This window comes from Collinsella aerofaciens, from assembly GCF_040926265.1.
Taxonomy (GTDB): Bacteria; Actinomycetota; Coriobacteriia; order Coriobacteriales; family Coriobacteriaceae; genus Collinsella; species Collinsella aerofaciens_BB.
This window is the reverse complement of record NZ_JBCOIL010000001.1, coordinates 79964-91841: the sequence shown is the minus strand read 5'-3', so window position 1 is coordinate 91841 and position 11878 is coordinate 79964. Positions and strand designations below refer to the sequence as shown.

Sequence of the window (11878 nt, the reverse complement as noted above, 5' to 3'; positions counted from 1 at the left end):
CGCTATCAACTTTTCGAGAGTAAAAGCCGCCGTTCTTTAACGGCGGCTTTTCTTGTTGATGGCTATCTGCGCAGTGGTGCCAATAGTATTTTGCGGAAGATCTTTCACTCGCTTGGCGTGGTGGCGGACCTGCCGGGCTGGTCATCGTAGGCGTATTTGCTGTACACGTTGACCTCCCACTGCTTTGTTTCGACCTTTGCCACGGAATCGAGGATGAAGCCGGTCGCAAGGCTCAGACCGCACAGGAACATAAACGACGCGGCGAGCATGGCGGTGGGGAAGCGCGGAACGAGGCCGGTCTGGAAATACTCGACAACGATGGGCGTGCCCAAGGCGAGGCCGATCACCGCAAACAGAAGCGCGACGAGGCTGAAGAACTTCAGAGGGCGGTAGTCCTTGAACAGCGTGCCAATCATCGCAACGACTTTAATGCCGTCGCTTACGGTATTGAGCTTGGACTCGGAACCTTCCGGACGGTCGCGGTACTCGATGGGCACATCCTTGATGCGCCAGCGGTGGTCGACGGCGTGGATCGAGAGCTCGGTTTCGATCTGGAAGCCCTCGGAAAGCACAGGGAAGGTTTTAACGAACGGGCGGCTCATGGCACGGTAGCCGGTCATGACATCATCGAAGCTGTAGCCATAGATCCACTTGATCATGGCACGGACCAGATTGTTGCCAAAGCCGTGGAAGGCACGCTTGTTCTCCTCGGCATAGGTGCCGTTGGAAAGGCGATCGCCTACGGTCATGTCGGCCGTGCCGCTGAGGATAGGCTCGCAGAGGGCTTTGGCCGCCTCGGCGGGGTAGGTGTCGTCGCCGTCGACCATCAGGTAGCAATCGGCGTCGATGTCGCGAAACATCTGGCGGCACACGTTGCCCTTTCCCTGACGGGGCTCAAAGCGGACCGTGGCGCCGTGCTCGGTGGCGATGCGTGAGGTATCGTCCGACGAGTTGTTGTCATAGACATAGACCGTCGCTTGCGGAAGCTCGCGGTGAAAGTCGTCGATGACTTTGCCGATCGTGAGCGCTTCGTTGTAGCAGGGGATGATGACGGCGATGGATTCAGAATTCACTCAATGCTCCTTATACATTCAATCCTTGAAAGTATAGCCGTTTGGTCATGGCATCCTAAGATGTGGGTTAGTTCTCCAGTTTTGTTGCGTGAATCGTTTGCATGGTCGTCGGGTCTATACTGTTCGTTTGTCAACGATTACGAGTAAAGGAGTTGCATCCGTGTCGGATCAGACAAAGCAACAAGAAACTCGCAGTCTGCCTGCGACGTTTGCTAAGAACGAATTTGAGAAGGATGCGTTTATCCTTCGTCAGCTGGTTACCAAGGATTTTAAGATCAAGTATCGCCGTAGCGTTCTGGGCGTCGCATGGTCGGTGCTCAACCCGCTGCTGATGATGATCGTCATGGCCATCGTGTTCTCGACGATTTTCGCCCAGGGCCGCAATGGCTCAATTACGCCCGAGATGTACCCGCTGTACTTGATCGTGGGTAACGTCACCTTTGCCGTCATGTCCGAGTCTACGAACCAGGCCCTGACGTCGATCGTGGGCGCGGCTCCGCTGCTCAAGAAGGTTAAAGTGCACCGCTGGGTCTTCCCGGTGCAGAAGGTGCTCTTCTCGTTGGTCAACTTTGCCTTCTCGCTGGTCGCCGTTGCCATCGTTATGCTGTGGTTCCACGTTATGCCTTCTTGGCACCTGATTCTGCTGCCGGTCTGCCTACTGCTGCTTATGTGCTTCTGCATGGGCCTGGGCATGATGCTCTCCGCCCTCACGGTCTTCTTCCGCGATGTCATGCATCTGTGGAGCGTCGTCATTACGGCGTGGACTTACATCACGCCTATTTTCTGGACGACCGACTTCGTTGCGCAAATGCCGCATCTCGTGCGCATTCTGGTCTATGCGAACCCCATGTATAACTACCTGCAGTTTATGCGCGATATCTTCCTGTTCCAGACTACGCCCTCGCTTATGACGTTTGGTATGTGCGTTGCTTGGGCGGTTCTTGCGCTTGTTATTGGCTACACCGTGTTCCATAAGTCCGAGCGCAAGTTCATCCTCTACATCTAAGGAGTGCTGTGATGACTGAATCTGTTGTTGATTACAGCGAGCAGCCTCTGGCTGTCGAGGTCGACGACGTCACCATGATCTTTAACATGGCGTCTGAGTCGCTGACCAACCTCAAGGAGTACTTCATTAAGCTTGCCAAGCACGAGCTGTTCTTTGAGGAGTTTCGGGCGCTTAAGCACATCTCGTTCGATATTCATCGCGGCGAAGTTGTGGGTCTGGTCGGCACCAATGGTTCCGGCAAGTCTACGATGCTCAAGATCATCGCTGGCGTGCTTGAGCCCAGTGAGGGCAGCGTTAAGGTGCACGGTAACATCGCGCCGCTGATTGAGCTTGGTGCCGGCTTTGACCCCGAGCTGACCGCCCGCGAGAACATCTATCTGAACGGTGCCCTGCTCGGCTACACCAAGGAGTTCATCGACGCCAACTTTGACGGCATTATCGAGTTCGCTGAGCTGCAGAACTTTGTCGACATGCCGCTTAAGAACTTCTCCTCGGGCATGGTGGCGCGTATTGCCTTTTCAATCGCGACGATCACCGAGCCCGATATTCTGATCGTTGACGAGACACTGTCCGTCGGTGACGTGTTCTTCCAGCAGAAGTGCGAGGCCCGCATCCAGCACTTTATCCAGAGCGGCGACGTGACGGTTCTGTTTGTTTCGCACTCCATGGAGCAGGTTGAGCGCATCTGCCAGCGTGCCGTTTGGATCGAGAAGGGTGACCTTCGCATGGACGGCCCGGTCGATGAGGTCTGCAAGGCGTACCGCGAGCAGTTCAACTAGGTTATAATTACTTGCGCCTGACAGGCTTACGCTTGCGTGGGCGTGCGGTTATTTGCTCCATTAGCTCAGTTGGATAGAGCAGGGGACTTCTAATCCCAAGGTCGACGGTTCGAATCCGCCATGGAGCACCATCGTTTATTAAGCCCGGACCGCTTGGTGGTCCGGGCTTTTTTCGTCTTGTATGCTGCTGAAGCCGAGCGCAAGCAAGCCGCTGCTGTTTGTTGGGGTTGGCATTTTACTTTTCGAGATGCTCTTTCAACAGCTCCAGCGCGTGAGCGTAGCCTTGGAGGCCTTCGCCCGTAATGGTGGCGAAGCAGGCTAGGCGGGCGTAGCTCACCTGGCGGAAGTCCTCGCGTGTTTCGACAGCGCTGATGTGGACCTCGACGGCAGGGATGGCGACGGCCTTGAGGGCGTCGAGGATCGCCACGCTCGTGTGCGTGTAGGCAGCCGGGTTGATGACGATGCCGTCGACCTTGCCGTAGGCCTCCTGGATCTTGTCGACGATGTTGCCCTCGTGGTTGGACTGGAAGACCTCGACCTCGTCGAAGCCCTGTGCGGCGCCCGCTTCCTGGCAGATCTGCACTAAGCGGTCGTAGTTGTCGCTGCCATAGATGCCCGGCTCGCGAATGCCGAGCATGTTGAGGTTGGGGCCGTTGATGACGAGTGCTTTCATGGTTGCTTCCTTTGCAGTCGAGAAACCACCACAAAGGTGCCTGTCCCCTTTGTGGTGGTTTTTTTAGAGAGCGGGTGGGAGGGTGTCGAGGAGGGCTTGGGCGGTATTGGCGGCGCAGTCGCGTGAGTCGATGATGTGGTCGGCCCAGGCGCGGTAGCGTGGCATACGTTGTTCCGCGAGCTTATCGATGCCGTCGCGTGCGGTGATGGGGCGGCCCTTGTGGGCGAGCTCTTCGAGCTTGCGGTTGAGCATCACAATTTTGCTGTTCTGGTGCAGCAGCGGATAGTTCTCGTCTCGCGTGACCACGCCACCGCCGGTGGAAAGCACCAGGCCGCTGCGCTTGGAGATGTCGGACAGCGCCGCCGTTTCCTGCTCGCGGAAGGCCGCCTCGCCGCGCTCGACGATATAGTCGGCGCAGGGCATCCCCAGGCGTTCCTCAAGCGCGCGGTCCAAGTCAATGTGCTCGCGACCCGTGCGCAGGGCAATCTGTTCACCCACGCGGGTCTTGCCCGAGCCCGGCATGCCAATCAGCGCGATGTTCTGTTCGCGGCGTGACAAGCGCTCCGTTACGTCTAGGATGCGCCCGCGCGGGGTGACCTGGCCGGTATAGCGCTCGACGGCCTGTGCCGCTTGGGCCACGAGCATCAGCAGGCCGCCGATGCAGGGGATGCCGCGGCGCTCGGCCTCGAGCATCAGGCCCGTGCGGGCGGGGTTGTAAACGATGTCGATGACGCCCTCGAGCACGTCAAGTCCTTCAAGCGTGCAGGGCGCATCGGGGCAGTGGGGGAACATGCCGGCAGGCGTGCAGTTGACGAGCAGGGCGGCGTCGGATTGCTGCGCGATGTTGCCGTAGTTGACCTCGCTCGTGCGGCCCACGGGCACAACGATGGCGCCCAGATCTCCCAGCACCACACTTGCCGTGGTGCCGGCGCCGCCGGTGGCTCCGAGCACGAGAACCTTCTTGCCGGTAACCTCAACCCCCAGCTCCTCGACCAGACACTGGAAACCAAAGTAATCGGTGTTGTCACCGCGCAGGCGGCCATCGGGCAGGCGTGTGATAGTGTTAACGTTGCCCATGCGCTCGGCCAGCGGGCTCAGCTCGTCCAGGTATTCTATGACGGCACGTTTGTAGGGGATGGTCACGTTGGTGCCCTCCCACTCGTCGCCTGTCATAAAGGCCGCGAGGTCCTCGGGCTCGCGCTCAAATCGCACGTACTCGAGCCCAGCGAGCTCCTTGTAGATGGTTGGGGTGTAGCTGTGGCCCAACACGCGGCCCAGCACTCCGTAGGGGCGGGTTGCGGCGGTATCGGTCATCTAGAGCACCTCCGTGTAGCTGCCAAAGTAGGTGAAGCTTTCGCACACGTCGTCGATGGAATCGAGCAGGTCGTCGAGGGCCTTGCTGCCAAAGGGGCAGTCCAGATCAAAGTAGAACATAAACTCAAAGTCGCGACCGGGGATGGGACGGCTTTCGAGCTTGATGAGGTTGATGTTGAGCGCATAGAAGCGCTCGAGTACGCGATAAAGGGCGCCCGGTTCGTTGGCCGTGGTGATCATGAGCGAGGTACGGTTGGCACCGGGATAGACGCGTGGCTCGCGGCTGATGACGACAAAGCGCGTGTAGTTGTTGTCGGAGTCTTGAATGTTGGACTCCAGCACCTCCAGGCCATAGAGTGTCGCGCAGCTGCGCGATGCGATGGCGGCAACATCGGTGCGCCCGGAGCTGGCGACCATCTCGGCCGACATGGCGGTGTTGGGGTACTTGGTGGCGTGCAGGTCGTGGGACTCGATAAAGCCCGCACACTGGGCAATGGCTTGGCCGTGGCTGTAAACCTCGCGCACGTCGGCGAGCTTGGTGCCGGGCTTGACGAGCAAGTTGTGGTCGATCTTGAGGCGCAGCGAGCGCACGATATGGAAGTCGAACTGTGCGAGCAGGTCGTAGACGGCGTTTACCGAGCCGGCGGTTGAGTTTTCGATGGGCAGTACGCCAAACTCGCAAAAGCCGTCGCGCACGGCGCGCATGACGCCCTCGAAGGTCTCGAAAAACGCGATGTCGGGCACGTCGAAGAGTTTGCACGCGGCGATCTGGCTGTAGGCGCCTTCGACGCCTTGGCAGGCGACAGTGGCCGTCTGGGGGAAGGGCGTGTCACAGGCTGCGGCCGTGGCATGGGCCTTTTGCGAGACCGTGATGCCCCTGAGCTCGTTGATGTAGCGCTGCTGCTCGGCCTTGCTCATGCTCATGAGGAGACGGAACAGGGTGATAGTTTGCGCCTCGTAGCGCTCGGGCGCGCGGCTGGCGAGATTGTTGAGTTTGGAGCGCTCACGGGCGGGGTCGAAGACGGCCTTGCCCATCTCGATTTTTGACTTGGCGACCTCGGTGGCAATGTCCATACGCTCGACAAAGCTGTTGAGGAGCGTGGTGTCGATGCCATCGATGGCCTGGCGGATGTCAGCAAGGTCCATGGAGGCCCCTTTCACGTAACGGCTGAGTTGACGGGCAACCCAGGTGAGTCGGGTTAGCGCTGGGCGGCGTCCTCGAGGAGGGCGTCCCAGATGGCGAGGGCGGCGGCTGCTTCGGCTACGGGGACGGCGCGCGGGACGATGCAGGGATCGTGGCGGCCGTGGACCGAGAGCTCGGCATTTTCCATGGCGTCCATGTCCACGGTCTGTTGCTCGCGGCCAATTGAGGGCGTCGGCTTTACGGCCATGCGCCACATGACGGGCGCGCCGGTCGAAATACCGCCCAGGATGCCGCCGGCGTTATTGGACTCGACTTCGATTTCGCCGGTCTCGGCATCGATGCGATATGGATCGTTGTTCTCGCTGCCGCGCATGGCGGCCACGGCAAAGCCCATGCCAAACTCCACGCCCTTTACGGCGGGAATGCCAAACGCGATTTGCGCGATGCGGTTCTCGATGCCATCGAACATGGGGTCGCCTATGCCCGTGGGAAGCCCGTAAATGCCGCACTCCACGATGCCGCCGATGCTGTCGAGCTCGTCGCGCGCGGCCAGAATCTCCTCGCGCATGCGGCCGGCTGCGGCGGCGTCAATGCACGGCAGATCGTTCGTAAGGATCGTCTTGCGGTCGGCCTCGCGATAGACCATGTCGTCCATGGGCAGATCGGAGATGCCACCGATCTGCGCCACGTGCGCCATCACGTTAATGCCGCGGGCCTCGAGCGCCTGCAGCGCGATGCCGCCGGCGATGCATAAGGGCGCCGTCAAGCGGCCGGAGAAGTGCCCGCCGCCGGCGACGTCGTGCATGTTGTGGTACTTCACGCGTGCCGGAAAGTCCGCATGGCCCGGGCGGGGCTTGCGGCGCAACTCGGAGTAATCCTTGGAGCGCGTGTTGGTGTTCTCGATGATCGCGGCGATAGGCGCGCCCGTGGTGTGTCCATTAACTATGCCGGCGATAATGTGGGCGGTATCGGCCTCACGGCGCTTGGTCGCGGTCTCGTCACGGCCGGGGGCGCGACGGTCCAAAAAGGCCTGCAGCTGCTCCAGGTCAACGGCGATGCCTGCCGGAATGCCATCGAGCGAGCAGCCGATGGCGGGGGAGTGCGACTGGCCGAAGATGCTTACGTGCAAGACGTTGCCAAAGGTCGAGGACATGCTATTCCTCCTCGAGCGTGACCTTGCCGCCCAACAGGCGGTAGTGGTCGAAGAAATCGGGATAGGACTTATTGACGGCTTCGGCGCCGTGGATTACGACCTCGCCGGTGGCGCGACTCGCGGCGATGGCGGCCATCATGGCGATGCGGTGATCGTTGTGTGAATCGACCTCGCCGCCGGTAAGGGCATCGACGCCCTTGATGATGAGGTCGTCACCGGCGATGCGCACCTGCGCGCCCAGCGCGGTAAGCTCGCGGGTGGTGGTGACCAGACGGTCAGATTCCTTGATGCGCAGGCGTGCGCAGTCACGGATGAACGTGCGGCCCTGGGCCAGCGATGCTACAACCGAGATAACGGGCACCAGGTCCGGAATGTCGTGGGCGCTCATCTCAAAGCCGGCGAGCTTGTCAGACTGGACGGTGGCGGCATTGGTGGAGCGCACGATGCGGGCGCCAAAGCGCGAAAGCGCGGCGAGCACGTTGCGGTCGCCCTGTGCGGAGCTCAGCGACACGCCCTCGACGGTGATGGGGTTGGTGCCGATGGCGCCGGCGCACAGCCAAAAGGCGGCGTTGGACCAGTCGCCCTCGACGGCCACGCTGCCGGGCGTGCGGTACGAGCCGCTGTTCACGCGGAAGTTCGTGACCTCGGGCTGACCGTCCTTGGCTGGAATGCGCTCGACGTTGACCTCGACACCAAAGGCCTTCATGGCCTGGATCGTCAGGTTGATATAGGGGCGGCTCTCGATGAGGCCGGTTACCTGCACGCAGGAGGGCTGGGCCAGCAGCGGGACTGCCAGCAGCAGGCCGGAGATATACTGCGAACTTACGTTGCCCGGAAGCACAAAGGTGCCCGGGCGCATGCGGCCACTCGTCTTGAGCGGAAAACCGCCCAGGCCCTGCAGGTCGCAACCGGCGGCGATGATCTCGTCCGAAAGCGGGGAGAGCGGGCGGGCGCCCAGGCGGCCCTGGCCCACGAAGGTGGCCTCCGCGCCCAGCGCGCAGGCGACAGGCAGCATAAAGCGCAGCGTGGAGCCACTCTCACCGCAGTCGAGCGTGCCGCCGGCAAGGGCCTTGAGCAGGCCATACTCAATGCTCTTCATGGTGGGGTGGACCTGGAAGCCGTCCTCGACGGTCTCGATGCGAGCGCCGAGTGCCGTGAGGCAGCGCACCGTGGCCTCGATATCGGCGCAGGTGGTGTTGCAGGTAACGTGCGTCTCGCCGTTGGCAAGCGCGGCGCAGATGATGAGGCGATGCGCCATCGATTTGGACGCGATGGCGGGAACGGTGCCCTTGAGCGGGGACGGGGTGATGCGGGCTAACATGCGGAAGCGTCTCCCTTCTGGCCGAGGCCCTCGGCAATCAAATCGTGGAAGGTTGAAAGCGGCGTGCGGTCGATGCTGCAACGGCCAATGTCGTGCGGAATTACCAGGTCGATGGTGTCGCCCGCGCGCTTTTTGTCGTGGAGCGCCTCGGCAAAGACGGCATCGGCATCTAGGTCACAGCGGGTCTTGAGGCCGTGGCGGGCGCAGAGCTCCTCAATACGATCGGGCAGCTCGGCATCGCAAACGCCATGCAGGGCTGCGGCACGCGTGATGATGCCCATGCCGATGGACACGCAGTTGCCGTGGCCGAGCTCAAAGTGCTCGCAGGCTTCGACGGCGTGCCCGGCGCTGTGGCCAAAGTTGAGGAGCTTGCGCTGATTGGTTTCGCGCTCGTCGGCAACGACCACGGCGCGCTTAATGTCGATATTGCGGGCGATGATGAGCGCCACACGGGCCACGTCGCGGTTCAGCAGCTCAAGCGTGAGCGGGGTCTTCTCCAGCTCGGCGAAGAGCTCGGGGTCGGCAATCACGGCATGCTTGACGACCTCGCCGCAGCCGTCCGCGAACTGCTCGGGCGTGAGGGTGGCGAGACACCCCACGTCGGCGATAACCACGCTCGGCTGCCAAAAGGCGCCGGCCAGGTTCTTGCCAGCTGCCAGGTCGATGGCCGTCTTGCCGCCGACCGACGAATCCACCATGGCGAGCAGGCTTGTGGGAATCTGCACAAACATGCAACCGCGCATGTAGGTAGCGGCCACAAAGCCCGCCACGTCGCCCACGACGCCACCTCCGAGTGCCACGATCACGTCAGAGCGCGAAAGCTCGTGTTCGGCCACAAACTCCAAAATGCCAACGTAGGTCTCGGCACGCTTATGGGCCTCGCCGGCCTCGAAGGTGCAGATGCTCACCTCGTAGCCTGCGGATTCGAGGCTCTGCTTAACGGGCATCTGGTAGAGGGGGCCTACATTGGTGTCCGTCACGATGACGGCACGGGTGCCGCCGGCGGTGGCGCGTACGAGTGGGCCAGCCTGCTCCAGCAAAAACGTGCCCACATGCACCTGGTAGGGGCGTGCGGTGTCGATATCGATGGTAATCGCCATAAGCTTCGGTCCTTTCGACCTGGCGTGATGGGTTGTCTAGTGGGAGGCCTCGTCGTCGAGCGCGCGCTTGATGCGGTCGCCCTCGGCAAGGAGATTCTCCAGATAGCGCTGGTCGCGGTCCTTAAGGGCGCGACTGTAGGCGCCGAGCGATTCGATCAGATGGTCAATCTCGAAGGCGAGCGCATCGGCGTCGTCGATCATGAGCTCGGACCACATCTGCGGATTGAGGTGCGCTACGCGGGTGAGGTCGCGGTAGCTGCCGGCCGAAAAGCCGTGGTGGACCTGAGCGGTCGGGCTCTTAACATAGGCGTTGGAGACGACGTGCGCGAGCTGGCTTGTAAAGGCGATGACACGGTCGTGCTCGGCGGCGCTCGTTACGCTGAACTTGCCAAAGCCTAAGGGGCGCACCATCTCGCGCACCTGGCCCAAAAGCTCAAGCTTAAGTGCATCGTCCACTGCGGGCGGTACAAGCACGAGCGGTGCGCCCTGGAACAGGTCGGCGCGGGAATGCGCGTAGCCCGAGAACTGGGTACCCGCCATGGGGTGTGCACCCACAAAGTAAAAACCGTGCTCGCGGGCAAGCTCAAAGGCGCGCTCGCACACGATGCCCTTGACACCCACCGTGTCGATCACCACGGGACCCATGATGGCGTCGGTGTCGGTGGCGTCGGCGAGCGCCTGGGCGTGCGCCTCGAGCCACTCGATGCATGCCTCGGGATAGCAGGCAAGGACGATGATGTCGCATTCGCCGAGTGTCTTGTCGTTGAGCTCTCCGGCGACAGTGCCCATGCTGGCGGCCGTCATGACATCGTCATCGGGGTCCCAGGCCAGCACGCGAACGCCCGCCTGTGCATAGCCGCGGGCAAAGCTACCGCCGATGAGGCCCAGGCCGACGATACCGGCGCACTTGGGGCCGCCCTGGTTAACACGCGCGTTTCTCACCGTACCCATGAGCTACTCCATGGTCTCTTGGCAGACGACCTCGCGGATGGCTCGGATGCGGCGCATGGTGTCGTCGAACTGATCGGGGGTGAGGGCCTGGGCGCCGTCGGACCAGGCGCGGCTCGGCTCGTCGTGGACCTCGATCTCCAGGCCGTTGGCACCGCAGGCGGTCGCGGCGAGCGCCATGGGCTCAACGTAGCGGGTGTAGCCGGTGGCGTGGCTGGGGTCGGCGACGACGGGCAGGTGCGACAGGTGGTGCAGCACCGGCACGGCGTTGAGGTCGAAGGTATTGCGGGTGCGGGTCTCGAAGGTGCGGATGCCGCGCTCGCACAGGATGACGTTGTCGTTGCCCTCGCTCATGATGTACTCGGCTGCCATAAGCAGCTCGTCGATCGTGCCGGACATACCGCGCTTGAGCAGAATCGGGGTCTGGGTCTTGCCGACCTCCTTGAGCAGGGGGAAGTTCTGGGCGTTGCGGGCGCCGATCTGCATGACGTCAATCTTCTTGTCCAAGAAGACCTGCACGTCGCGTGGATCCATGATCTCGGTGACGATCGGCATGTCGAGCTCGGCAGACGCCTCGCACAGCAGGTCGAGGCCGGCGGGGCCCATGCCCTGGTAGGCGTAGGGGGAGGTGCGGGGCTTGTAGGCACCGCCGCGCAGCATCGTGGCACCGGCGGCCTTCACGCGGCGGGCGATGCGGATGAGGTTCTCGCCCTCGACGGAGCACGGGCCGGCGATGACCTGGAACTGGTCGCCGCCGATCTTGACGCCGTGGCCGCAGTCGATGACGGAGTCCTCGGGGTGGAACTTGCGGTTGGCGCGCTTGAACGGCTCGGAGACGCGCTGTACGCGCTCGACGACATCCATGGACTCGAGCAGGAACGGGTCGATCTTGGTCGTATCGCCCACCAGGCCGATGATCGTCTCGTTCTCGCCGCGCGAGACATCGGTCTTCAGGCCCTTTTTCTCAATCCAGTTGACGATATGGCCGACGGCCTCGTCGCTGGCGCTCTGCTTTAGAATTGCAATCATGGCGTGCCTCTCACCTCGATGGATAACTTTTGCAAAAACGGCCCGCATCGCGAGCCGTGTATATATGGTGCATGAGAGTTTATACTATCTGACTCGCTTTTGCCTTCTAAAGTGGGCCGTTGCGTCGCGTCTTCCTCGGAATTGCAAAGCTTTTTCTTTTATTTTGATAGCCCGTGGTGCACTTGGGTATAATGCCAAACGTTGGCCCTATTAGCTCAGGGGATTAGAGCGTCTGCCTCCGGAGCAGAAGGCCGTTGGTTCGAATCCAACATGGGGCACCATCGAACGTAAGACCGTCCGAACCTCGCATGGTCCGGGCGGTTTTTCTTATACCGACG

Annotated in this window: 11 protein-coding genes and 2 tRNA genes; 4 read left to right on the top strand and 9 right to left on the bottom strand. The window is 61.7% G+C overall.

The annotated features are described in order from the left end of the window. Positions 1–104: 104 nt before the first annotated feature. Complete coding sequence (locus tag AB5767_RS00440) at positions 105–1073, bottom strand: glycosyltransferase family 2 protein (RefSeq protein ID WP_368131563.1); 969 nt, start codon at positions 1071–1073, stop codon at positions 105–107. A 160-nt stretch (positions 1074–1233) separates the two neighbouring features. On the opposite strand from AB5767_RS00440, the gene AB5767_RS00435 reads away from it, so the two are divergent. The 3 genes from AB5767_RS00435 to AB5767_RS00425 all read left to right on the top strand — a co-directional run bounded on the left by AB5767_RS00435 (position 1234) and on the right by AB5767_RS00425 (position 2989). Next, positions 1234–2079 (top strand): ABC transporter permease, encoded by an 846-nt coding sequence (locus tag AB5767_RS00435; protein WP_232219792.1) that lies wholly within the window; start codon positions 1234–1236, stop codon positions 2077–2079. Between the two features lie 11 nt (positions 2080–2090). Then, positions 2091–2858, top strand: coding sequence for an ABC transporter ATP-binding protein (locus AB5767_RS00430; RefSeq protein ID WP_368131561.1), 768 nt, complete (start codon positions 2091–2093; stop codon positions 2856–2858). A gap of 54 nt (positions 2859–2912) precedes the next feature. Beyond that, a tRNA-Arg gene (locus AB5767_RS00425) sits at positions 2913–2989 on the top strand. Positions 2990–3093: 104 nt separating this feature from the next. Here AB5767_RS00425 and aroQ read toward each other — a convergent pair. The 8 genes from aroQ to aroF form a co-directional block, all read right to left on the bottom strand. Further along, complete coding sequence (aroQ, locus tag AB5767_RS00420; protein WP_368131560.1) at positions 3094–3531, bottom strand: type II 3-dehydroquinate dehydratase; 438 nt, start codon at positions 3529–3531, stop codon at positions 3094–3096. A 63-nt stretch (positions 3532–3594) separates the two neighbouring features. Then, complete coding sequence (locus tag AB5767_RS00415; protein ID WP_368131558.1) at positions 3595–4845, bottom strand: shikimate kinase; 1251 nt, start codon at positions 4843–4845, stop codon at positions 3595–3597. Further along, complete coding sequence (pheA, locus tag AB5767_RS00410; RefSeq protein ID WP_368131557.1) at positions 4846–5991, bottom strand: prephenate dehydratase; 1146 nt, start codon at positions 5989–5991, stop codon at positions 4846–4848. Between the two features lie 53 nt (positions 5992–6044). Then, a complete protein-coding gene (aroC, locus tag AB5767_RS00405; protein WP_368131556.1) occupies positions 6045–7142 on the bottom strand; it encodes a chorismate synthase in 1098 nt (365 codons plus the stop codon). A 1-nt stretch (position 7143) separates the two neighbouring features. Beyond that, entirely contained in the window at positions 7144–8463 is a 1320-nt protein-coding gene (gene aroA, locus AB5767_RS00400; protein ID WP_368131555.1) for a 3-phosphoshikimate 1-carboxyvinyltransferase, read from the bottom strand. Further along, positions 8457–9563 (bottom strand): 3-dehydroquinate synthase, encoded by a 1107-nt coding sequence (gene aroB, locus AB5767_RS00395; RefSeq protein ID WP_368131554.1) that lies wholly within the window; start codon positions 9561–9563, stop codon positions 8457–8459. The genes aroA and aroB overlap by 7 nt, the downstream gene beginning before the upstream one ends. 36 nt (positions 9564–9599) lie before the next feature. Then, complete coding sequence (locus AB5767_RS00390) at positions 9600–10514, bottom strand: prephenate dehydrogenase (protein ID WP_368131553.1); 915 nt, start codon at positions 10512–10514, stop codon at positions 9600–9602. Between the two features lie 3 nt (positions 10515–10517). Next, entirely contained in the window at positions 10518–11540 is a 1023-nt protein-coding gene (gene aroF, locus AB5767_RS00385; protein ID WP_368131551.1) for a 3-deoxy-7-phosphoheptulonate synthase, read from the bottom strand. Positions 11541–11744: 204 nt separating this feature from the next. On the opposite strand from aroF, the gene AB5767_RS00380 reads away from it, so the two are divergent. Beyond that, a tRNA-Arg gene (locus tag AB5767_RS00380) sits at positions 11745–11821 on the top strand. Positions 11822–11878: the final 57 nt, after the last annotated feature.